Below are 23,113 nucleotides of genomic sequence, written 5' to 3'. Positions count from 1 at the left end.
GTCGCTGGCTGTCCCGTCGAGGCCTCGGCGGGCTCACATGACCGTCTCCATCAAACAGGGGAAAAAGCGCCCCGCCGGTACTCGCTGGGGGTCTGGTTCATCTCTATCCGAAAATGCCGGTTGAAGTTGGACAAGTTGTTGTAGCCCACTTCAAAACAGATATCGGTCACCGGCATTTCGCTCTGCAACAGCAAGCGACAGGCACGCTGGACCCGCAGCTTGCGCATCAGGTCAATGAAGCCGTGCCCGGTGATGCGCTTGAAGAATCGCGAGAAACCCGGCTCGCTCATGTCCAATTGACGAGCGATCACCGACAGGCGCAGGTCGCCGGTGAGTTCGGCTTGCAGGTATTCGAAGGCTTTATGGATGCGCTCGGAGCTGCGCGCATCGAGGGTCGGCGCGTAGCAAGGGCTTGCCAGGCTCAAGACCTCGTCGCCAGGGGCTTGGTTGAGGGTGTGCAGCAGTTCCAGGAACAGCGCCAACCGCGCCAGTCCCTGGGCCGGGCCGATGGCTTCCAGCAGGTGCGCGGCCTGCCGCGCGGTGTCGCCGCCGAAGGCCAGGCCGCGACGGGCGCGTTCGAACAGACCCTGCAGGTCCCCCAGTTCGGGCAGGGTTCGGCGCAAGGTCAGCAGCGTCGCACCATCGAATTGCAAGACCACGTCGCGCCCGGGCAGGTGCTCGCCCGGTGCCAGGTCGCCCATCCAATCGTGGGGCAAGTCCGGGCCAATCATCGCTACATGGCCAGGGCCAAACGGGCCGATGTAGTCGCCCGCCAACAGTTTGCCGCTGCCCTGGCGGATCAGGTGGATTTCAAATTCAGGGTGATGGTTCCAGCGCGCCATCGGGTACGGGTAGTCATGTTCGTACCAGCGAAAACTATGCTCGGGCTCAGGCAGGATGACTTCCAGTTCGGCTGGTCGCTGCTCGAACAAGGGCGTTCGGTGATCAGGCATGTCGCGCCTCTTTTATCGTTATAGCGGGCACCTTACGCCGAGTGCGCAGCGCTTCGCCAGCCTCGGTCTGACCGGCCACTGATACTTTTTTAACCCGCACCTGCCGCACTCAAGGGCGTTAAAAAAGTACCAGCACACGATCCTCCCTGCGTTTGTCGGCCTCCACGGGCGCTGCTGTAATCGGCCTGCCATTGGCGACGAACCGCTCAGCCCGACGCCACGGCCCCCACAACAATAATAATTCTGCGCCCAGGCGCAGCTCTGGAGAAGCTCATGAAAACAGTGCCCAAGGCGCTTGTCATGTTCGCGGGATTGTCGTTTGCCCTGGCCGGACAGGCCACCGAGACCCTCACCATCGCTACGGTGAACAACGCCGACATGATCCGCATGCAAAAACTCTCGAAAACCTTCGAGAGCGAGCACCCGGACATCACGTTGAACTGGGTGGTACTCGAAGAAAATGTCCTGCGCCAGCGCCTGACCACCGACATCGCAACCCAGGGCGGGCAGTTCGACGTGCTGACCATCGGCACCTACGAAACCCCGCTGTGGGGGGCCAAGCACTGGCTCGAGCCGATGACCCACCTGCCTGCCGAGTATGACCTGGAGGACATCTTCCCTGCCGTTCGCCAAGGCCTCTCGGTCAACGACACGCTTTACGCCCTGCCCTTTTACGGCGAAAGCACCGTCACCTATTACCGCACGGACCTGTTCAAACAGGCCGGCCTGAGCATGCCCGAGACCCGGCCCATCCCACCGCAGAACCGGTGCCGTACGTGGGCATCCAGTACGTGACGATTCCAGAGTTCCAAGCCATCGGTACCTCCGTCGGCAAGCTGTTTACCGCCGCCATCACCGGACAGATCACGGTGGAACAGGCATTGGCCTCGGCGCAATCGAGTACCGAGCGGGAGATGAAGCGGGCCGGGTATCCAAAGCAATAACGATTGGCACCGGCCCCGTGGCTAGAAGGTTTACCCCTCTGTGGGAGCAAAGCTTGCTCGCGATACAGGCACCTCGATTTCTGAGAGACCGCATTGGCTTCATCGCGGGCAAGCCTTGCTCCCACAGGACTTTTTTTGTACTTCGAAAAGGACAACCCCATGAAACGACTGGAAGGAAAAAGTGCCCTGGTGACCGGTGCCGCCCGTGGTATCGGCAGGACGTTCGCCCAGGCCTATCTCAACGAGGGCGCCACAGTGGCGATCGCCGATATCGACCTGGAGCGGGCCCAGGCCACCGCCGCCGAACTGGGCGATAGCGCCTACGCGGTCAAAATGGACGTGACGGACCAGGCTTCGATCGACCAGGCCATCGCGGCCGTGGTGGCACGGGTGGGCAAGCTGGATATCCTGATCAACAACGCCGCGCTGTTCGACCTGGCGCCCATCGTGGAAATCACCCGCCAGAGTTACGAGCGGCTGTTTTCCATCAACGTCGCCGGCACGCTGTTCACCCTGCAAGCGGCGGCGCGGCAGATGATCCGCCAGGGCCAGGGCGGCCGGATCATCAACATGGCCAGCCAGGCCGGTCGGCGTGGCGAAGCGCTGGTCGGCGTCTATTGCGCCACCAAGGCAGCCGTGATCAGCCTCACCCAGTCCGCCGGGCTGGATTTGATCAAGCATCGGATCAACGTCAACGCCATCGCCCCCGGCGTGGTGGATGGCGAGCATTGGGACGGTGTGGACGCGCTGTTCGCCCGCCACGAAAACCTGCCGCTGGGGGAAAAGAAGCGCCAGGTCGGGCTGCAGGTGCCCTATGGCCGGATGGGCACCGCGGAGGACCTCACCGGCATGGCGATTTTCCTGGCCTCGGCGGAGAGCGAATACGTGGTGGCGCAGACGTATAACGTCGATGGCGGTAACTGGATGAGCTAATAATCTGGTTTTTTATGGCCTTGAAACGACGGAAATGGACTTATTCGCTTGAAAATTGATCCCACTACTGAGGATTGTCCCGAACGGTACCCGACGGTGCCGTTCCAAGGGATTTCAAGAGAGCGTGAATACCGTTGCCCCAGCGGGGCAAAAATTGCGCATCATAGGCGCCGTCCGCTCAAGGGAGATTTACATGCGTGCCATTTCATCCGTCGTGGGTCTTGTCGTGCTGTCGCTGGGCCTGGTGTTCTCCACCAGTGCCGCGGCCACCGAAGAGACGCAACTGGTCGAGTCCATCAATCTTTACCGCAGCCAGTCCCAAAGCTGTGCCGGCCAGGCTTCGCTGGAGTTGCCACCACTGGCGATGGATTCCCGGCTGATCCTGTCGGCCAATGGCATCGGCGACCTGCAGCAGGCGCTGGCGCGGGCGGCCTATCCAATGGTCAATGTGCAGGCCATCAGCCTGTCCGGGCCGCGCGATGCGCAATCGGCCATGAAAGCCGTCCAGGAAAGCTTCTGCCAGGTAGTACTCGACCCGCAGTTCGTCGACATCGGCGTCAGCCGCCTGGACCGCGAATGGCGCATCGTGCTCGCGCGCCCACTGTTGTCGGCGCGCCTGGGTGATTGGCAAGCCGAGGGCCAGAAGCTGCTGAAGCTGATCAACAGTGCCCGCACCCAGCCGCGTCGCTGTGGCACCGAAACCTTCGCCGCCACCACTCCGCTGGCCTGGAACGCCACCTTGGCCCTGGCCGCCGTGACCCACACCCGGGCCATGGCCAACAACAACTTCTTCGACCACAAGGACCGCGACAACCGCATGCCGGGCGACCGCGCCGAACTGGCCGGCTATCTGGGCCAATTGATCGGCGAGAACATTGCCGCCGGGCAGGACACCGCGCTCAAGGTGGTGGACGGCTGGCTGGCCAGCCCTGGGCACTGCGCCAACCTGATGAACCCGCAGTTCCGCGAATTGGGCGCCGGGTACGCGACCGATCCGAAAAGCGATGCCGGGATCTATTGGACGGCGATGTTTGGCACTCAATAGCGCGGTGGCCGGGCCATCGCTATCGCGAGCAAGCTCGTTCCCACAGGCAATTACCCTGTGGGAGCGAGAGTGCCCTCAGTGTGCATCGAAAATCAGTGATCGGTGCACCCCCGAGCCCGCCCTCACCCCATCGCCAACGGCCAACGCAACCGAGCCGAACGGCATCGCCGCATCGCCACATGCAAATAGGCCTGGGACACTGGTTGCACGCGTCATCGGGTCGGCCTGGATGAAAGCCCCGAGCGGGCCGTCTTCAAACGCGCAACCCAAGGACGCCGCGAGTGAACCGGCAACCTGGATACGCGGCAAGACAAACAGGCCGTCAAGGGCGATCACATGTCCGTCGGCCAGCACCACGTCGGCCCGTTCGCCTTCAATACGCTCGACACGTTCCGGCACCAGGGTTACGCCACGTCGTGCCAGGCTGTCCAGTTGCTCAAGGTCAGGCTCGAACACACCATTGGTGAAGAACATCGTCGGGCCCCAGTCGGGCAGCATCAAGGCATGGTGGAGCGACATCGACGAGGTCGCCAACACCCCGATGGGGCCTTGTTCCAGCTCGTAGCCGTGGCAATACGGGCAATGGAAGACGCTTTTGCCCCAGCGTTGCGCCAGCCCTTCCACGTCCGGCAACTCATCGATGACTCCGGTGGCCAACAATAGGCGCCGGGCACTGTAGCGTTGCCCGCCGAGGGTTTCCAAAGTGAAGCCACCCGCGTCCTGGCTGGCTTTGACCGCCGTGTTCGATACCCATTCCACCGTCGGATAGGCCATTAGCTGGCGACGGGCATCATCGGCAATGTCCCCAGGGGCCCGACCGTCCTGCCCGAGAAAACCATGGGAGCTGGCAGCGAACCGGTTGCGACGCTGGCCGGCATCGATCACCAGCACGGTGCGGCGGGCACGGGCCAGTTGCAAGGCCGCGGACATACCGGCGTAGCTGCCGCCTGCGATGATGACGTCGTAGCACATGATCATTCTCCAACGTGGTTTTGGTGGAATTGAAAAGTCTCGACACATCGTAAGTTCCTTGAAAAGCAACTGTCAACGATCTCGTAACTTTTGCAATTACAGGCGATACTTACGCCCGTCTCCGCCACAGAACGCTGCAACGCTCATGAGAACCGACACTCGTCTGTCCCGCATGCTCCACGTGCTGATCCACATGGATCGCCACCAACAATCCGCCACGTCCGACACCCTCGCGCAGATGCTGGGCACCAACCCGGTGGTGGTGCGCCGGACCATGGCGCTGCTCAAGGAGCAGGGTTATGTCACTTCGGAAAAAGGCCATCGCGGTGGCTGGAGCTTGAGCAAGCCGCTGTCGCAGATGACGTTGCTGGATATCCACCAGGCCTTGGACAGCACGTCGATCTTTGCCATCGGCCTGTCCACCGATCATCCGCAATGCTTGGTGGAACAAGCAGTGAATGCGGTGCTGACGGATGCGTTCGACGAGGCCCAGGCATTGCTGCTCAAGCGTTTGGGGGCAATTACCCTGGCGCAGTTGGCGGAGGATTTTGACGCGCGGTTTCGACAGGTTTACGCAGAGGACGGGGCTGACCTTTCGCAGGTGGGGCAGATCGGGCATTGATGTTGGTGGGTGTACCGCTATCGCGAGCAGGCCCCTCCCACAGTCAGATCGATGTACAGCCGCCAGAGACAGGTCGGCTGTCAGGCCGTCTTCGCGAGCAAGCTTTGCTCCCACAGATCTGATGGGTGTACGACCGGGAGAACCAGGCCGGCTGTTAGGCCGCCTCGCTTTTGATCTTGATCTGGGGCGCCCCGTTAACCACGATGGCCGAACGCAGGTATTGCGCAGTGGACACCTCGGCATGAATGCCGGAGTGAGGGCATGCCGAGCCTAAGCGAGGCACCGAGTGGTGGGGCAAGAGCGTTTTGCTTACTTTTGACTGGGCCGGCTCCCGGGCTTCTCAAAAGTGAGCCGCCGTCAGGGCGGAACCCTAAGCCGCCGTTACCGCAGCAAAGGATATGTACCCAATCCAATCCAACCCAACACCAAAGAAAACGGCGCCTTCCCCTCCCTCGGAAAAAGCGCCGTATCCTTAAGTGAACAGCATTACGCTCAATGCGCAGCGTTCTTGTACCTCACCAGACAGCGTCCGGCTTACAGCGCCATGTCAGCCGCTGGATTCGCTTGCGGGGCTGCGCCCGGCTTGGCCGGTGCCACGTTAGCGCCTGGCTTGCCGATTGCCGGCGGCGGGTCCAGTTGCAGGACCTCGCTGGTGTACGCCCATTCCTGGGCAACGCGCTCAGGGCTATCGTTGAGCTTGGTGCCGTAGCTTGGCACGATCTGGCGCAGTTTTTCCTGCCAGGCCGGGCTGGCAACCTTGTCCTTGAAGACCTTCTCAAGCACGGTCAGCATGATCGGTGCAGCGGTCGAAGCGCCTGGCGAGGCACCCAGCAGGCCGGCGATGCTGCCGTCCTGGGAGGCGACCACTTCGGTGCCGAGTTTCAGCACGCCGCCCTTCTCTTCGTCACGCTTGATGATCTGCACGCGCTGGCCAGCCTGCCACAGGCGCCAGTCTTCTTGCTTGGCCTCCGGGAAGTACTCTTTCAGGGCGTTGAAACGATCTTCATCCGACAGCATCAGCTGGCCGGCCAGGTACTCGACCAGTGGGTACTGTTCGATACCGACCTTGGTCATCGGCCACACGTTGTGGGTGGTGGTGCTGGTCAGCAGGTCGAAGTACGAACCGTTCTTCAGGAACTTGGTGGAGAAGGTTGCGAATGGGCCAAACAGGATCACGCGCTTGCCGTCGAGCACACGGGTGTCCAGGTGCGGAACCGACATCGGCGGTGCGCCCACCGAAGCCTTGCCGTAGGCCTTGGCCAGGTGCAGCTGGGCGACGGTCGGGTTTTCGGTGACCAGGAACGAACCACCCACCGGGAAACCTGCGTACTCACGCGCTTCCGGGATGTCGGACTTCTGCAGCAGGTGCAAGGCACCACCGCCAGCGCCGATGAACACGAACTTGGCGTCGGTCTCGGTTTCGGTACCGTCTTTGAGGTTCTTGTACGAAACGCGCCAGGTGCCGTCTTCGTTGCGGGTGATCTCTTCCACTTCGCTGGACAGCTTGAGGGAGAAGTTCGGCTTGGTTTGCAGGTAAGCCGCGAACTGGCGGGTGATTTCGCCGAAGTTCACGTCGGTACCCAGTGGACTCCAGGTGGCCGCGACTTTCTGGCTCGGGTCACGCCCTTGCATCATCAGCGGAACCCACTTGCTGATCTGCTCGCGATCTTCGGAATACTGCATGCCGGCGAACAACGGACTGGCCTGGAGGGCTTCGTAGCGCTTCTTCAGGAACGCGATGTTGTCATCACCCCATACGAAGCTCATGTGCGGCGTGGAGTTGATGAACGAACGCGGGTTCTTCAGCACACCGTTCTTGACCTGCCAGGACCAGAACTGACGGGAGATCTGGAAAGCTTCGTTGATTTCAACGGCCTTGACGATCTCGACCTTGCCGTTCTTGTCTTCCGGCGTGTAGTTCAGTTCGGCCAGCGCAGAGTGACCCGTACCGGCATTGTTCCAGCCGTTGGAGCTCTCTTCGGCAACACCGTCCAGGCGCTCGACCATTTCCATGGTCCAGCCCGGCTCCAGCTCATTGAGCCAGACGCCGAGTGTCGAGCTCATGATGCCCCCACCAATGAGCAAGACATCCACTTTTTTTGGCTCGGCGGCGTGCGTGGTCGCAAGACCCATCGCCATCGCCAGGCCCAGTAGCGCCGTGTGTGTTTTCTTCAACATGTGTGTATCCCTAGGATGAACGCCATTCCGCCCACCTGTCCTGGTCAAGGATAGACCACATCCGCGAGCGGCAACGCCAGCAGGATGGGTATCGAGACGGACTGGAGGATGGACCTACAGGGCCGAGCAATACGTCGGCCTCTCGTTTATGTCTCTCCGGCGCTGACTTCTTGTAGGTTTTGGCTTCAGCTGGGGTGAGGGCCGCTGCAAACGGTGTTCATCGGGCCTGGCGCGGCCGTGCCCGATTGTCGCAGCGAGGGGAGTTTACATAAGGAAATAAACAGATCGAAGCGTCTTTTTACATTCCGGGCAAAAACGCCGACCAAATGACGGCATTTTGCTGGCTCTCAGGACCTATTCGCGTAGGAGCTGAGTGGGATCTGTGTAGGAGCTGTCGAGTGAAACGAGGCTGCGATCTTTTAATTCATTCGCTTAAGACTCAAGCGGCCAGGGCAAGATCGCAGCCTCGCTGCACTCGACAGCTCCTACACAGCTCCTACACAGCTCCTACACAGCTCCTACAGAGTATCTACAGCACCAACCTATCCGAGCATCTGACTCAACACCGCCCGCAACTTGCCAGGCTTGACCGGCTTGTTGAGCAGCGGTGCATCCAGCTTGCGCAAGGCGCGGCGGCACTGGTCGCTGCGGTCGGCGGTGATGATCACGGCCGGGATCGCCTGGTGGAAATGCTCGCGCAGGTGCTTGACCACTTCACACCCCACAACCCCATGATCCAAGTGGAAATCCGCCAGGATCAACTCCGGCGCGCGCCCTTGCAGCACATCAAGGGCGCCCGCTTCGTCGGTGGCGGTCAAGACTTCGCAGCCCCACTGCCCCAACAGCGCCGCCATGCTTTGCAAGATGCTCAGTTCGTTGTCGATCACCAATAGACGGCGCCCCGGCAGCGGGTTGCCGGCGACCGCCTGTACCGGAACCTGGGACGCGGGCAAGGGTTTTTCGCTGGACAGCGGCACCTCGATACTGAACACCGAGCCCCGCCCCGGCCGAGAACGCACCTGGACCCGGTAGCCGAGGATGTGGGCGATGCGTTCGACAATCGCCAACCCCAGGCCCACGCCTTTGCGATCCGCCGCCCGGCCAACGTCGAGCTGGTTGAATTCCAGGAAAATCGACTCCAGGCAATCGGCCGCGATGCCCCGCCCTGTGTCCCAGACCTCGATGCTCAACTGCCCTCCCCGGCGCCGGGCCGCCAGGAGAATACCGCCCTGAGCGGTGTAGCGGCAGGCATTGCTCAGCAGGTTGCGCAGGATACGGCTGATCAATCGCAGGTCGGTCAGCACCGCTTCATCGCCAAAGCGCACCCGCAGCTCCAACCCCGCGGCGCCGGCCACCGATTGAAACTCGGAAACCAGCGGCCCCAACAACTCATCCAGTCGATACGGCGCCAGGTCGGGCTTGACGGCGGCCTGGTCCAGCCGGGAAATGTCCAGCAGGTCGGTGAGCAGGTCTTCTGCGCCTTCGAGCGCCTGATGAGTGCGTTCGACCAGCACATGCTCGGCCGTAGGCAATTGGCGTTCACGCAAGGTGGCGATCAGCAGGCGGGCCGCGTTGAGTGGCTGCAACAGGTCATGGCTGGCGGCGGCCAGGTATTTGTCCTTGCTGCGGTTGGCGGCCTGGGCGACGTCACGGGCATCGCGCAATTGCTGTTCGACCAGCTCGCGCTGGGCAATCTGCTGCTGCAGGTTGTGGTTGGCTTCCAACAGCGCATCGGTGCGCTCGGCCACCCGCTGTTCCAGTTGATCATTGAGCTGTTGCAGGTGTTGCCGGGCCTGCTCCAGCTCATCGAGGCGCGCCGCCAGTTCCGGATAGTGACTCTTGCGCGTCGAGTGATTGCCCAGCCCCAGCAGCCCTTCCAGGGCTTTTTGCTGCTCGTCAGAGGGCTTCGCCATAGACGACCTCGACATCCCGCTGGCTCGACTCCCGAGGGTTGGTGAGGATGCACGGGTCGTGCATCGCATGCTGCGACAGGAACGGAATGTCCGAGGTGCTCACGCCATGCAGGCCCAAGGTCTCGTGGAAACCGATGGTGCGCTTGAGGGCAATCAGGTGCTCCACCAGCCGAGTGCGGATCTGCCGGTGGTTGAGCCCCCGGCAGTCGATGCCCAGCGTCTCGGCAATCACCTTGAAACGCTCCGGCGCCGAGTTGTAGTTGAACGCCACCACGTGCTCCACCAGTACCGCGTTGCACAAGCCATGGGGCAAATCGAGGAAACCGCCCAGGCTGTGGGACATCGCGTGCACGGCCCCAAGGATTGCGTTGGAGAACGCCAGCCCGGCCTGCATGCTGCCCAGCATGATTTTCTCCCGCAGGGCGATGTCCGCCGGGTTGGCGATCATCTGCACCAGGTTGCCGTTGATCAGGCGCATCGCTTCCAGCGCATGGGGGTCGGTCAACGGGCCGTGGCCGGTGGACACGAACGCCTCGATGGCATGCACCAGGGCGTCGATGCCGGTACAGGCCGACAGGAACGGGTCCATGCTCAGGGTGGTTTCCGGGTCGATCAACGATACGTCCGGCACCGCCGCCTTGCTGACGATGGAAAACTTCATCCGCTCTTGCTGGTTGGAAATGATCACGAACTGCGACACGTCCGCCGACGTCCCCGCCGTGGTGGGAATCAGGATCAGCGGCGGGCTGGGTACGTGCAGGGTGTCGACGCCTTCGAACTCGAGGATATTGCGGCCGTGGGCAACAACAATGCCGATGCCTTTGCCGCAATCCATGGGGCTGCCACCGCCCACCGCGACGATGACATCGCAATGGTTTTCCCGGTAAAGGTCGGCGCCGAGCATCACTTCCTCGACCCGCGGATTGGGCGAGACCGCGCTGTAGACGCAATAGTCGATGCCTTGGGCCTGGAGACTGGCTTCGACGTCAGCCACCCAACCGGCGGCGATGACCCCGGGATCGGTGACGATCAGCACCTTGCGTGCACCGAAGGTCTTGGCGTAATTACCGACATTGTGCCGACAACCGGCACCGAACATGATTTCAGGGGAAACGAACTTGCGCAGCGGGCTGAGGCTCATCTTTTCAGGTACGTGGCTCATCGGTAAGCCTGTTGTTATTGTCTTGGGATACCTTGAGCCTAAAGCATCCCACCGTGATTGCAATCAGACCAATGGGTAGCCCGGCCTGAACGCGTCAGGCCGGGCCGGCACTCATCGGTTGGCGAAGTACATCGTCACTTCAAAGCCAATACGCAGGTCGGTGTACGCGGGTTTAGTCCACATGGGTCTTTCCTCTTCTTGTACCGGGCGATTCCGGCAAGGTCATTAATGCACGCCACGCCTGGGGCTCGAATGCTACTTTCGAAGCGGTGGGTGGGGTGCGTTGGTAGCAATTCAGGAGAGCTACAAAACCCATTGTGAGGGCAAGGCTTACTGTGGGAGCAAAGCTTGCTCGCGATGAGTCGCCTCGGCCTGGCCGGAGACCGAGTTGCCTGTATCGCGGGCAAGCCTTGCTCCCACAGCAAGCTCGCTCCCACAGGGTGTCGTGCTGTGTTATCGGGTTAGAAGAACCCCAGCGGATTGATGTCGTAGCTCACCAGCAGGTTCTTGGTCTGCTGATAGTGGTCGAGCATCATCTTGTGGGTTTCACGACCCACGCCAGACTTCTTGTAGCCACCAAACGCGGCGTGGGCCGGGTACAGGTGGTAGCAGTTGGTCCAGACGCGACCGGCCTTGATCGCCCGGCCCATGCGGTAGGCGCGGTTGATGTCGCGGGTCCACAGGCCGGCGCCGAGGCCGAACTCGGTGTCGTTGGCGATCGCCAGGGCTTCGGCTTCGTCCTTGAAGGTGGTCACGCCAACTACCGGGCCGAAGATCTCTTCCTGGAACACGCGCATTTTGTTGTGGCCCTTGAGCAGGGTCGGCTGGATGTAATAACCACTCGACAAATCCCCCTCGAGTCGCTCGGCAGCACCGCCGGTGAGCAGCTCGGCGCCCTCTTGCTGGGCAATTTCAAGGTACGAGAGGATCTTGTCGAATTGCTGCTCGGACGCCTGGGCGCCGACCATGGTTTCGGTGTCCAGCGGGTTGCCACGCTTGATCTTGGCGATCTTTTTCATCACCTCGGCCATGAACGGCACGTAGATCGACTCTTGCACCAGGGCGCGAGATGGGCAGGTGCAGACCTCACCCTGGTTGAAGAACGCCAGCACCAGGCCTTCGGCGGCTTTTTCGATGAAGGCCGGCTCAGCCTGCATGATGTCTTCGAAGAAGATGTTCGGCGACTTGCCGCCCAGTTCCACGGTGGACGGGATGATGTTCTCGGCGGCGCATTTCATGATGTGCGAGCCCACCGGGGTGGAACCGGTGAAGGCGATCTTGGCGATGCGCTTGCTGGTGGCCAGGGCTTCACCGGCTTCGCGACCGAAACCATGGACGATATTCAGCACGCCGGGCGGCAGCAGGTCGGCGACCAGCTCGATGAAGACCATGATCGACAGCGGCGTCTGTTCAGCCGGCTTGAGCACGATGCAGTTACCCGCAGCCAGGGCCGGGGCGAGTTTCCAGGCGGCCATCAGCAGCGGGAAGTTCCACGGGATGATCTGCCCGACCACGCCCAGCGGCTCGTGGAAATGATAGGCCGTGGTCAGTTCGTTGATCTCGGCCGCCCCACCCTCTTGGGCGCGGATGCAGCCGGCGAAATAACGGAAATGGTCGGCAGCCAGCGGCACGTCGGCATTGAGGGTTTCGCGCACGGCCTTGCCGTTGTCCCAGGTTTCGCTGACCGCGAGGATTTCCAGGTTCTGCTCGATACGGTCGGCGATTTTCAACAGCACTAGGGAACGGTCCTGCACCGAAGTCTTGCCCCAGGCATCGGCTGCGGCATGGGCGGCATCCAGGGCCTTGTCGATGTCGGCGGCGCTGGAGCGTGGGAACTCGGCAATGACTTCGCCATTGACCGGGGAGGTGTTGGTGAAGTATTCGCCGTTGACTGGCGCGACGAATTCGCCGCCGATGAAGTTGCCATAACGCGGTTTGAAGGAAACGACGGCGCCTGGGGTTCCGGGTTGTGCGTAGATCATGATGGGGCCTCTGCCTGGTCGATGCCTGTCACGGGACAGGCGATAGGCCGATGGTAGAGAGCCCCGGCTGCCGGACGAATGCGTCGTTGGCAGGGGGGACTCTCGTTATTTGGTCGTAGATTTCAAGCATTGGGACGAGGATATTTGGCGAAACGTCTGTGGGAGCAAGGCTTGCCCGCGATGAAGGCGATGCGGTCTCCCTGGGAACCGAGGCGACTGCATCGCGAGCAAGCTTTGCTCCCACAGAGTCGTCGCCACAAGGGCGACGCCCGGCTCAATAGTTACTTAGCGTTTTGCCACCAGCTCTTTCGGCAACTTGAAGGTCCAGAGCATGCCGCCCTGGTTGAAGTCCTTCACGCGCTTGGCCACCTCGCCACCCCACAGCGGCACCGCGCCGCCCCAGCCGGAAACCACGGAGACGTATTGCTCGCCGTCCATTTCCCAGGTGATGGGCGAGCCGAGCACGCCGGAGCCGGTCTGGAATTCCCAGACCTTTTCCCCGGTCTTGGCGTTGAATGCCTGCAGGAACCCTTCAGGCGTGCCGGTGAACACCAGGTTGCCCTTGGTGGTCAGGACCCCACCCCACAGCGGCGCGTAGTTCTTGTGGCGCCAGACTTCCTTGCCGGTCTTGGGGTCGATGGCCCGCAGCACGCCGATGTAATCCTCGTTCAGCGGCTTGATGGTGAAGCCGGCCCCGAGGAACGCCGCGCCTTTCTTGTAGGCGATGCCTTCGTTCCAGATGTCCATGCCCCATTCGTTGGACGGCACGTAGAACAGGCCAGTGTCCTGGTTGTAGGCCATCGGCATCCAGTTTTTTGCACCGAGGAACGCCGGTGCAACGAACACCGAACTGCCCTTGGCTTCGCTGCCCGGCGCACCCGGACGGCTGGCCTCGTTGTAGATCGGCCGCCCATCCTTGTCCAGGCCAGTGGCCCAGGTGATCTTGTCGACAAACGGGAAGCCGCGGATGAACTTGCCGTTGGTGCGGTCGAGCACATAGAAGAAGCCGTTACGGTCAGCAGTCGCTGCCGCCTTGATGTCCTTGCCGCCTTCCTTGTAGTTGAACGAGATCAGTTCATTGACGCCGTCATAGTCCCAGCCGTCGTGAGGCGTGCTCTGGAAGTGCCACTTGATAGTCCCGTCGTCCGGGTTCAGGGCCAGGCGCGACGACGAATAGAGGTTGTCGCCAGGACGCAGGTGAGAGTTCCACGGGGCCGGGTTGCCGGTGCCGAACAGCAGCAGGTTGGTTTCCGGGTCGTAGTAGCCGCCCAGCCAAGGTGCGGCGCCGCCGGTTTTCCAGAGGTCGCCCGGCCAGGTCTTGCCGGCTTCGCCGCCGGAGATGCCGTTCTCGACCGCCTTGCCGTCCTTGTAGACGTAGCCCATGTGGCCTTCCACGGTCGGGCGGGTCCACAGCAGTTCGCCATTTTTCGGGTCGTAGGCGCTGATCTGGCCCACCACGCCGAACTCGCCCCCGGCCACGCCGGTAATCAGCTTGCCGTTCACCACCATGGGCGCGGCGCTGATGGAATAACCTTCCTTGTGGTCGGCCACCTTCTTGCTCCACACCACCTTGCCGGTGTCCTTGTTCAAGGCCACCAGCTTGGCGTCGAGGGTGCCGAAGAACACCAGGTCGCCATACAAGGCCACGCCACGGTTGATCACGTCGCAGCAAGGACGGATGTCATCGGGCAGGCGCGCATCGTATTGCCACAGCTTCTTGCCGGTGCGCGCATCCACTGCGAATACCCGCGAATAGGAACCGGTGAGGTACATCACCCCGTCCTTGATCATCGGCTGGGCCTGCTGGCCGCGCTGCTTTTCGCCACCGAAGGAGAACGCCCAGACCGGGCGCAGATCCTTGACGTTATTGACATTGAGGGTATCGAGCGGGCTATAGCGCTGGCCCTGGACACCCAGGCCGTTGGTCACGATCTGTTGCGGGTTTTTCGGGTCCTGGAGAATTTCCTGATCGGTCACGGCTGCAAGGGCCGAACCGGACAGCAGCATGGCACTGAGCAGCAGGCTCACGGCGAAGGGTTGGCGACGTGCGGGATGACTCATGACGGCTACCTCTGCGGTTATTGTTATACCCGGGAATTTTTCCCGGTCTGCCACAGATTCTTGGGCTCGGGGCCGTTGCCAACAATTGCCCGCTGTGTTGAGTTTTCTAGTTCCTTGGTACACATAGAGGTAAGCGGACACCTCCTGTGGCGAGGGAGCAAGCTCCCTCGCCACAGGGGATTGTGATACCCCGGGATTACTGTGGCTTGGCGTCCACCCGCTTCATCCCTGCCCGCTCGTAGCGCGGATAGAGATGACTGACGCTACGAATCAACTCATACCGACTCAAGCTGATCCCGGCAAAGCGCTCGGGAATGGGACTGCGGATCATCTCGGCCATGTCGTCGCCCCGCGCCGCGCCGTCGCGCATCAGTTGGTCGAGCCAGCCCAGGTAGTCGCGCATCTGCGCAAAAGGCCCGGCGTCGGTCGCGACCGGGCCGTGGCCGGGCACGATCTGCTTCCAGGCCAAGGCCTGCAAGGTGTCCAAGTCCTGGAGCCAGACTTCCAGACCGGGGCTGTTCGGGGTGGTCAGGGCCCGTTCGTAAAACACCAGGTCGCCGGCGAACAGCACGCCAGTGGTCTCGTCGAGGACCGCCAGATCAGCCCCGGTGTGGCCGGCCAATGCCAACAGACGCAACGAATGATTGCCCACATTCAACGTCCCGGTCGCCAGCTCCCGGGTCGGCAACACCACCTCGGTGCCGCGCATCCAGTCGCCCACCAGCCGGTACATGTTTTCCGCCAGCGCATCACCCTGTTGCCGCAACAGGTCGGTGGTGCCCGCCAAGGCGCCGATGGGCACGTCGCTGAAGGCCTGGTTGCCCAAGACGTGGTCGGGGTGATGATGGGTCAACAAGACCTGGATGACCGGTTTATCGGTGGTCGCGGCAATGGCCTGGCGCAGCGCCTCGCCGTAGCGCTTCGACGGCCCAGTGTCGATCACCACCACGCCGGCATCGGTGACGATGAACGCCGTGTTGACGATGTTACCGCCGTTGGCCTTGGCAAAGTTCTCGGTGCTGCCTTCCAGCAGCCAGGTGCCTTCGGCGATCTGCCGGGGCTTGAGTGCATAGTCCGTCCCGGCCCACGTCGGCCAGCCCAGGCTCAGGAACATCAGCAACAACCAGCGCATGGCGCGCTCCTTGTGGTCAGGGAATCGCCGCCTCGAACGTATTGCCGCTGTTATCGCGCAGCAACAGGCGAGTCTGGCCGGGGCCTCGGATGTCGAAACCCAGGTTGGGGTTTTCGCTGACCGCCGGGAACAGTTCCAGGCGCGCCAGCACCTGGCCATCGGCGTCCAGCAGTTGCGCCTGGTTGAGGAAAAACTCCGGGATGCCGCTCACCAGGCCGTTATCCATCGGATGGGCCACCTGCAGGCGCAGGCGGCTCGAATCGCCCCGGGGATAGCGGGCGCCCAGCACCTCGCCCAAGTGTTCCTCCCAACCCGGCTGGGTGCGCACCACGCTGGGGGCGGTGCAGCCGCCACCCGCCGCGTCGATCAGGGTCGAACCGACGTGCCACAGGCCATCGCGGGTCTGCACGGCGGCGCGCAACGGCGTGGCTTGCTCGATGCGAATGCGGATCGACAGCCAGGGCAGCACTCGCTCCCCCGGTTGGAAGTCGACGATTTTCGGCAACGGGTTCAGTTCGGCCCAGGCCAGCACCCGCACGACGTCGCCGGTGAAGGCCCGGGCATCGATTTCCAGTGGCACCTGGCGTGCGTCTTCGGCAAAGGGTGGTGCCAGCAGCCGCACCCGGTCGTCAAACACGAACGGCGCATCCGCGAGCAATTGCTTGTGATAAAAGGCCCACATCACCGACGGCACCGGATCTTTTCCTGGCTCGACCGCCGCCCACGTGGTCATCGGCAGGCCACACCACAGCAGGCACCACATCGCCCATTTCATCCCGGTGCTCCTATTGATACATCTCCGGCACTTCGTAACGCAGGCCGTAATGGGCATAGACGGTCTTGACGCTGCCGTCGCGGATCAAGCCTTCCAGCGCCTCTTCCACCGCATAGGCCAGCTGACGATTGCTTTCATGCACCGCCATGCCGATTTCCCAGCGTTGCTTGCCCATGTTCGGGTAGGCGTTTTCCGCCAGCGCCAGTTGCGGATCAGCCGCCTCGTGCACTTGCCAATCGACCTCACCGCGCATGGCCATGACGGCGTCCACCTCCCCGGCCTGCATGGCCTTGAAGGCCTGGCTGACACCGGGGTAATGGTGGGTCCTGGTCCGGAGCATGCCGTTGAACACCGACGTCAGGTAGAACGACGGCACGCTGTCGACTTCAACGCCAATGGGGTGCTGCTGGAACACCGCGACACTGCCCACCGAATCCAACCGGCGCCGGTCGTACGCCACCTGCCAGCACTCCTGCTGATAAGGTCCGAACATCACCACCTGGGCGTTTGCCAGTTCGCCGATGTCGTTGCGCTTTTGCGCATAGTCGTGGTCGTAAGGCACGCGCATCATCAGGTCGGCCAATTGCCGCTCGTGCAACGGACTGCTGCGCCAGATGTAATCGCGCAGGTCGTCATCGAGTTTTTCTCCCGGCGGTGCCCACATCAATCGCAGGCGCACGCCAAGCGCTTTGGCCAGGGCCTGGGCCAATTCCACGTCCACGCCCCTGGGTTGGCCGTGGTCCTCGAAACTGTAGGGCGCGAAGTCCTTGTAGACCGCGACCTTCAACTCCCCGGCGGCGATCATCTGGTCGTAACTGCGCACCTGCGCCTGCACCGCCTGCCCCCACAGGAGCAGGCTGCACATTACCCACGCGAACAGGCGCATGGCCGTCACTCCTCGACGTGCACGCTGTCGAGATAGGTGCGCACCGCCCATAAGGCTTCCTGGCTCAGGTAGTCGGCCATTTTCGGCATGTAGACCCGACCGTCGCGCACCGCACCGTGACGTACGCGCTCGACAAACCACTCATCACCGACTTCGGCGGCGTCGAGCATGCGCAGGTCCGGGGCGATCCCGCCGGACTTGGCTTCCAGGCCATGGCAGGCCGCACAGTTCTGGTTGTAGGCCGAGGCACCGATTTCCACGGCTTTTTCACGCTCGGGGGAGTTGCGATACGGGTTCTGGGCAGCCCACCCATCAGCGTCCAACGGCAAGTTGGCGTCCTTGATCGGGGTCAGTCCCTTGGTTTCCACTGCCTGGGGCACTACGTTGCCATGGGCCCATGCGGAGCCTGCGCCGGTCAGCCCCATCAGCAGTGCGGTAGCGATGATGGCGTTGCGTTTTGTTGTCATTGTTATGCCCTCTGGATTGCACGCAAGACCTCTTTGCGGAGGCCGTGCCGTCATCTTAGGAACCCCCTGGCACAAGCCGAATGCTGCTTTGGTGGCCGGGGTCTAGTTCCTTGGTAGCAGGCCATCCGACGCAGGTCGTAAAGACAGGCGGTTCGGGAAGTCTTCCCGGCAAGGGCGGGACTTTTTCCGTATCGGCCAGGCCTTGGCGCAACTCACCCTAGTCAGGCCAAAACCTTTCACTGGGAACTGCCACCATGAGAATAAAAACGCTACCCGCCCTTTCCTCCCTGACCGTTGCCTTGCTGCTGGCCGGCAGTCTCTCGTCGAGTCCCTCGGCAAGCGCTGCCGTCACCTGGGAAGACATCGCCAACGACCACCTGACCACCCAGGACGTGCTGCAATACGGCATGGGCACCAACGCCCAGCGCTGGAGCCCGCTGGCCCAGGTCAACGACAAGAACGTGTTCAAGCTGACCCCGGCCTGGTCCTACTCATTCGGCGACGAGAAGCAGCGCGGCCAGGAGTCCCAGGCCATCGTCAGCGACGGCGTGGTGTACGTCACCGGCTCGTACTCGCGGGTGTTCGCTCTCGACGCCAAGACCGGCAAGCGCCTGTGGACCTACAACCATCGGCTGCCGGACAACATTCGCCCGTGCTGCGACGTGGTCAACCGCGGCGCGGCCATCTACGGCGACAAGATTTACTTCGGCACCCTGGACGCGCGAGTCGTCGCCCTGGATAAAAACACCGGCAAGGTGGTGTGGAACAAGAAGTTCGGCGACCACGCCGGCGGCTACACCATGACCGGCGCCCCGGTGCTGATCAAGGACAAGACCAGTGGCAAGGTCCTGTTGATCCATGGCAGTTCCGGCGACGAGTTCGGTGTGGTCGGGCAACTGTTCGCCCGCGACCCGGACACCGGCGAAGAAGTCTGGATGCGCCCGTTTGTCGAAGGCCACATGGGCCGCCTCAACGGCAAGGACAGCACCCCGACCGGCGACGTCAAGGCACCCTCCTGGCCTGACGACAAGACCACTGAAACCGGCAAGGTCGAAGCCTGGAGCCACGGCGGCGGCGCACCTTGGCAGAGCGCCAGTTTCGATCCCGAGACCAACACCATCATCGTCGGCGCGGGCAACCCCGGCCCGTGGAACACCTGGGCGCGCACGTCCAAGGACGGCAACCCTCACGATTACGACAGCCTCTACACCTCCGGCCAGGTCGGCGTCGACCCAAGCACTGGCGAAGTGAAATGGTTCTACCAACACACGCCCAACGACGCCTGGGACTTCTCCGGCAACAACGAGCTGGTGCTGTTCGACTACAAGGACAAGGACGGCAAGGTGGTCAAAGCCACCGCCCACGCCGACCGCAACGGTTTCTTCTACGTGGTGGACCGCAACAACGGCAAGCTGCAGAACGCCTTCCCCTTCGTCGACAACATCACCTGGGCCAGCCACATCGACCTCAAGACCGGTCGCCCGGTGGAAAACCCCGGCCAGCGTCCGGCCAAGCCATTGCCGGGTGAAACCAAGGGCAAACCGGTGGAAGTCTCGCCACCCTTCCTCGGCGGCAAGAACTGGAACCCCATGGCCTACAGCCAGGACACCGGCCTGTTCTACGTCCCCGGCAACCAGTGGAAAGAGGAATACTGGACCGAGGAAGTGAACTACAAGAAAGGCTCGGCCTACCTGGGCATGGGCTTTCGCATCAAGCGCATGTACGACGATCACGTCGGCAGCCTGCGGGCGATGAACCCCACCACCGGCAAGGTGATCTGGGAGCACAAGGAGCCGCTGCCGCTGTGGGCCGGCGTGCTGGCGACCAAGGGCAACCTGGTGTTCACCGGCACCGGCGACGGCTTCTTCAAGGCCTTCGACGCCAAGACCGGCAAGGAGCTGTGGAAATTCCAGACCGGCAGCGGCATCGTCTCCCCACCCATCACGTGGGAGCAGGACGGCGAGCAATTCATCGGCGTGACCGTCGGCTACGGCGGCGCCGTGCCGTTGTGGGGCGGCGACATGGCCGAACTGACCAAGCCCGTGGCCCAGGGTGGTTCGTTCTGGGTGTTCAAGATTCCGAGTTGGGATAAGGCAACGGCGCAGAAATAGCCTGAACCTGACCCACACCACAATCCCCTGTGGGAGCGGGCTTGCTCGCGAAAGCGGTGGTTCAGTTGATATGGATTTTGACTGTGCCAACGTCTTCGCGAGCAAGCCCGCTCCCACAATTGCCCGAGTTCATGCCATGAAACTATTGCCATTGCTGCTTCTGTTCATCGGCGCCGTTGCCCATGCCGACAACGCTGACACCCCTCTGACGATCAACGGCTGCCTCATCGCCGAATCCAGCCAATGCCCCGGCGCCAACCTGCGCGGTGCGAAACTGGCCAACCTGGACCTGCGCAAAATGAACCTCAGCGGGGCCGATCTGCGCGATGCTGATCTGCGGCACGCGCGGCTGGACCTGGCCAACCTTGAGAAAGCCCAGCTACAGGGCGCCAACCTGACCCGTGCCAGCCTGCAACAAAGCAACCTGCGCCTGGCAGACTTCAGCGGCGCCACGCTCAAGGCGATCCAGGGTTGGGGCCTGTTCGCCCAGGGCGCACAATTCCAGCGTGCCGACTTGACGGCGGCCTACCTGCAATTCGCCCGCTTGTCCGGCGCCCGCTTGCACGAGGCCAACCTGCAGGCGGCAGACCTGGAAATGGCCTGGCTGAGCAAGGCCGACCTCAAGGGTGCCGACCTGCGCGACGCCAACCTGCAGGAAGCCAAGCTCGGCGAAAGCAACCTGGAACAGGCCAACCTGAGCGGTTCTCGCCAGCATTACGGGAATTTCCAGGATGCGAACATGCAGGGCTGTACCGGGTGCCCGATGTCGTGGGATCAGTGAAGGCCCTGGATCACACAAACCCCTGTGGCGAGGGGATTTATCCCCGCTGGGCTGCGAAGCGGCCCTAAAACCAGACAACTCGGTATGCGAAATAGATCTAGGGGGCCGCTTCGCGCCCCAGCGGGGATAAATCCCCTCGCCACAGTGGATCGTCATCGCCTGGGAATGAGAATTTTCACCCCGCCACCCGCACCACCCCCATATCGATCCCCAAGTGCACCAGCTCGGCATGGGAACTGACCTGCAACTTGCTCTTGAGCAGCGTCAGGTGGTTGGACACGGTCTTGGCGCTGATGCACAGCTGTTCGGCAATGGTACGGGCGGGTGTGCCCTTGGCGAGCATGACGAAGATCTCCAGCTCCCGTTGGGTCATGCATTGCAGGCGCGGGTCGACATCCTGGCGCGAGCTGGTGCAGGCCAGTTGCGTGGCCAGGGATTGCTCGATGTAGACATGCCCGGCCAGCACTCGCCGCACCGCGTCCACCAGCACCTGGGGTGCCGAATTCTTGGTCAGGTAGCCCGCAGCGCCAGCGTCCAAGGCCTGGCGCACCAAGGGCAATTCATCGTGCATGCTGAAGAACAACACCCGCAGTTGCGGCAGGCGCTGGCGTAGGCGGCGGGTGGTTTCCAAGCCACTGATACCGGGCAGGCCGAAGTCCATGATCACCAGATGCGGCACCTGCTCCTGCACCTGGCTCAACGCCTCCTCACCGGTGGCTGCTTCGCGGACCTGCAAGTCCGGCATCAACACCCGCAAAAGGCTGGCATAGCCCTGCCGAACCACCGCATGGTCGTCCACCAATAAAATGTTCATCACGCCTCCAGGGCAATATTCAAGGCCAGCGCCCAACCGGCGCCAGGCTGGCTGATGATGCGCAGCTCACCGCCCAGGCTGCGCGCCCGCTCAGACATCGAGTGCAAGCCAACACCGGCGCGCGATGGTTGCGTCGCTCCGCAACCGTTGTCGCGCACCAGCAACCGCAGGCGCCCGGCGCGATGTTGCAGGCGAATCCGCACCTGCGTGGCGCCGGCATGCCGGGCGACGTTGGTCAACGCTTCCTGCAACAAACGATACAAGTGACTCTTGTCCGGACCGGACAAGGGCGGCAGCGTTTTGTCGATCCACACCTGACAGGTGATGCCCTGGCTGGCCTGCCATTGCCCGGCCAACAGCCTGATGGCCTCGCACAACGGCAGGTGCTGCAACACCACTGGGTACAAGTCATGCACCAGTGCCCGGAAACCCAATTGCAAATGCTCGCAATGCTCTTCGAGCTGGCTGACGGTCTGCTCCAGCGCCGGCGGTTGATCCATCACCAACCGCAGCAGGCAGGCGCGGGCACGAATGCCGGCCACGTATTGGCCCAGATCGTCGTGCAGGGCCTGGGCCAGTTGGGTGCGCTCCTGTTCCTGCACGGCCAACAAGGCCTGGGTAAGCCGGGCGTTATCGGCCTGGGCCTCGACCAGGGCGGCGGTCATGCGATTGAAATGCCCCGCCAGATACTGCGCCTCCGGGACACCCTCAGTGCCCAGGCGCACCTGCAGGTTCCCGGCTGACACCTGACGCAATGCATCCAGCAACTCATCGAGCAAACGCATGCCCTGGCGTACCCCCCAGCGAATCACCAACAGGCTGAGCGACAGCGCCAAGGCGCAGACGTACAACAGTTGCACCAAGGAATCGAGAATCTCATCGATTTCATCGCGAGGGTCGACGGCAATCCAGGCCCGCCGACCGTCCGGCAAACCCACCACCTGAGCCGCAGGGCCGTCATCGAGTAACCGGCGGCCGAGCCAGGCCTTCATCCCGGCTTCATCCGCCGGGAACAGTTGTCCAGGGGCCAGCCAACGGACCCGCACATGCCGCAGGCTGCCGGTCAATCGCGGCTGGAGACTGGCCGGATCACGCTCGGCGGTTTCGCGCAGGTAATGCACCACCGACTCGGCCGATTGCAGCTCGCGTTTCACATCGGCCGTGGCCTGGTGCAACAACAGGACCGCACAGGCCAGGGTGACCAGGGCGAAAAAAGCACAAACCCAGAGGTTGATGCGCCAGAGGGCTGACATGTTTAGTGACCCATTTCCGGAACGAGCTCGCAGTTTGTATGCGCGCCACAGATCCCTTGTGGGAGCGGGCTTGCTCGCGAAAGCGGTGGGTCAGCTTGCATAGGTACCGACAGTACTGCCGCCTTCACG

Annotated in this window: 20 protein-coding genes and 1 pseudogene; 7 read left to right on the top strand and 14 right to left on the bottom strand. The window is 62.5% G+C overall.

Features of this window, described 5'->3' with window-relative positions; all coding sequences use genetic code 11:
- Nucleotides 1–50: 50 nt before the first annotated feature.
- The gene (locus AD662_RS14940; protein WP_053188384.1) at nucleotides 51–953 is read right to left on the bottom strand and encodes an AraC family transcriptional regulator; all 903 of its coding nucleotides are present in this window, start codon (nucleotides 951–953) and stop codon (nucleotides 51–53) included.
- 273 nt (nucleotides 954–1,226) lie between these two features.
- On the opposite strand from AD662_RS14940, the pseudogene AD662_RS29810 reads away from it, so the two are divergent.
- The 4 genes and pseudogenes from AD662_RS29810 to AD662_RS14925 all read left to right on the top strand — a co-directional run.
- A pseudogene (locus AD662_RS29810) lies at nucleotides 1,227–1,694 on the top strand (ABC transporter substrate-binding protein); the annotation flags it as partial.
- A 35-nt stretch (nucleotides 1,695–1,729) separates the two neighbouring features.
- Nucleotides 1,730–1,897 (top strand): hypothetical protein, encoded by a 168-nt coding sequence (locus tag AD662_RS29805; RefSeq protein WP_428838791.1) that lies wholly within the window; start codon nucleotides 1,730–1,732, stop codon nucleotides 1,895–1,897.
- Between the two features lie 159 nt (nucleotides 1,898–2,056).
- Nucleotides 2,057–2,830 (top strand): L-iditol 2-dehydrogenase, encoded by a 774-nt coding sequence (locus tag AD662_RS14930; RefSeq protein ID WP_018607703.1) that lies wholly within the window; start codon nucleotides 2,057–2,059, stop codon nucleotides 2,828–2,830.
- A 193-nt stretch (nucleotides 2,831–3,023) separates the two neighbouring features.
- Nucleotides 3,024–3,875, top strand: coding sequence for a CAP domain-containing protein (locus tag AD662_RS14925; RefSeq protein ID WP_018607705.1), 852 nt, complete (start codon nucleotides 3,024–3,026; stop codon nucleotides 3,873–3,875).
- A gap of 75 nt (nucleotides 3,876–3,950) precedes the next feature.
- Here AD662_RS14925 and AD662_RS14920 read toward each other — a convergent pair whose 3' ends face one another.
- Nucleotides 3,951–4,847 carry an NAD(P)/FAD-dependent oxidoreductase gene (locus AD662_RS14920; RefSeq protein WP_053188381.1) on the bottom strand — a complete coding sequence of 299 codons (897 nt, stop codon included), beginning with the start codon at nucleotides 4,845–4,847 and terminating at the stop codon, nucleotides 3,951–3,953.
- 145 nt (nucleotides 4,848–4,992) lie between these two features.
- On the opposite strand from AD662_RS14920, the gene AD662_RS14915 reads away from it, so the two are divergent.
- A complete protein-coding gene (locus tag AD662_RS14915; RefSeq protein WP_018607716.1) occupies nucleotides 4,993–5,469 on the top strand; it encodes an Rrf2 family transcriptional regulator in 477 nt (158 codons plus the stop codon).
- Between the two features lie 534 nt (nucleotides 5,470–6,003).
- On the opposite strand, the gene mqo is transcribed toward AD662_RS14915, so the two are convergent.
- The 10 genes from mqo to pedF form a co-directional block, all read right to left on the bottom strand.
- Nucleotides 6,004–7,647 (bottom strand): malate dehydrogenase (quinone), encoded by a 1,644-nt coding sequence (gene mqo, locus AD662_RS14910; protein ID WP_053188379.1) that lies wholly within the window; start codon nucleotides 7,645–7,647, stop codon nucleotides 6,004–6,006.
- Nucleotides 7,648–8,189: 542 nt separating this feature from the next.
- Nucleotides 8,190–9,560 (bottom strand): hybrid sensor histidine kinase/response regulator, encoded by a 1,371-nt coding sequence (locus tag AD662_RS14905; protein ID WP_053188377.1) that lies wholly within the window; start codon nucleotides 9,558–9,560, stop codon nucleotides 8,190–8,192.
- Nucleotides 9,544–10,701 (bottom strand): alcohol dehydrogenase-like regulatory protein ErcA, encoded by a 1,158-nt coding sequence (gene ercA / locus AD662_RS14900; RefSeq protein ID WP_095963606.1) that lies wholly within the window; start codon nucleotides 10,699–10,701, stop codon nucleotides 9,544–9,546. The genes AD662_RS14905 and ercA overlap by 17 nt, the downstream gene beginning before the upstream one ends.
- Before the next feature lie 132 nt (nucleotides 10,702–10,833).
- Nucleotides 10,834–10,905 (bottom strand): pyrroloquinoline quinone precursor peptide PqqA, encoded by a 72-nt coding sequence (gene pqqA / locus AD662_RS28580; RefSeq protein ID WP_003243383.1) that lies wholly within the window; start codon nucleotides 10,903–10,905, stop codon nucleotides 10,834–10,836.
- Nucleotides 10,906–11,183: 278 nt separating this feature from the next.
- Complete coding sequence (gene exaC / locus AD662_RS14895; protein ID WP_018604060.1) at nucleotides 11,184–12,704, bottom strand: acetaldehyde dehydrogenase ExaC; 1,521 nt, start codon at nucleotides 12,702–12,704, stop codon at nucleotides 11,184–11,186.
- Nucleotides 12,705–12,989: 285 nt separating this feature from the next.
- Complete coding sequence (locus tag AD662_RS14890) at nucleotides 12,990–14,765, bottom strand: PQQ-dependent methanol/ethanol family dehydrogenase (RefSeq protein ID WP_018604059.1); 1,776 nt, start codon at nucleotides 14,763–14,765, stop codon at nucleotides 12,990–12,992.
- A gap of 196 nt (nucleotides 14,766–14,961) precedes the next feature.
- Nucleotides 14,962–15,897, bottom strand: coding sequence for a quinoprotein relay system zinc metallohydrolase 1 (locus AD662_RS14885; RefSeq protein WP_053188375.1), 936 nt, complete (start codon nucleotides 15,895–15,897; stop codon nucleotides 14,962–14,964).
- 16 nt (nucleotides 15,898–15,913) lie between these two features.
- On the bottom strand, nucleotides 15,914–16,672 hold the full coding sequence (locus tag AD662_RS14880; RefSeq protein ID WP_018604057.1) for a quinoprotein dehydrogenase-associated SoxYZ-like carrier: 759 nt from the start codon (nucleotides 16,670–16,672) through the stop codon (nucleotides 15,914–15,916).
- Between the two features lie 10 nt (nucleotides 16,673–16,682).
- Complete coding sequence (locus tag AD662_RS14875) at nucleotides 16,683–17,558, bottom strand: substrate-binding periplasmic protein (protein ID WP_018604056.1); 876 nt, start codon at nucleotides 17,556–17,558, stop codon at nucleotides 16,683–16,685.
- Between the two features lie 5 nt (nucleotides 17,559–17,563).
- Complete coding sequence (pedF, locus tag AD662_RS14870; protein WP_018604055.1) at nucleotides 17,564–18,025, bottom strand: cytochrome c-550 PedF; 462 nt, start codon at nucleotides 18,023–18,025, stop codon at nucleotides 17,564–17,566.
- A gap of 254 nt (nucleotides 18,026–18,279) precedes the next feature.
- Between pedF and exaA the strand changes: the two genes are divergently transcribed.
- Together exaA and AD662_RS14860 are read left to right on the top strand one after the other, a co-directional pair.
- A complete protein-coding gene (gene exaA / locus AD662_RS14865) occupies nucleotides 18,280–20,136 on the top strand; it encodes a quinoprotein ethanol dehydrogenase (protein WP_053188373.1) in 1,857 nt (618 codons plus the stop codon).
- 136 nt (nucleotides 20,137–20,272) lie between these two features.
- Nucleotides 20,273–20,917, top strand: a complete 645-nt coding sequence (locus tag AD662_RS14860) for a pentapeptide repeat-containing protein (protein ID WP_053188371.1) — start codon at nucleotides 20,273–20,275, stop codon at nucleotides 20,915–20,917.
- Between the two features lie 175 nt (nucleotides 20,918–21,092).
- Here the strand turns inward: AD662_RS14860 and AD662_RS14855 are convergent, their stop codons facing one another.
- The gene (locus AD662_RS14855) at nucleotides 21,093–21,731 is read right to left on the bottom strand and encodes a response regulator (RefSeq protein WP_018604052.1); all 639 of its coding nucleotides are present in this window, start codon (nucleotides 21,729–21,731) and stop codon (nucleotides 21,093–21,095) included.
- Entirely contained in the window at nucleotides 21,731–22,984 is a 1,254-nt protein-coding gene (locus tag AD662_RS14850) for a HAMP domain-containing sensor histidine kinase (protein ID WP_053188368.1), read from the bottom strand. Before AD662_RS14850 ends, AD662_RS14855 begins: the two co-directional genes overlap by 1 nt.
- Nucleotides 22,985–23,113: the final 129 nt, after the last annotated feature.

It is taken from the genome of Pseudomonas kilonensis (assembly GCF_001269885.1).
GTDB classification, from domain to species: Bacteria; Pseudomonadota; Gammaproteobacteria; order Pseudomonadales; family Pseudomonadaceae; genus Aquipseudomonas; species Aquipseudomonas kilonensis.
Note: the sequence above shows the minus strand (reverse complement) of the source record. Positions and strands in the feature narration are given on the sequence as shown.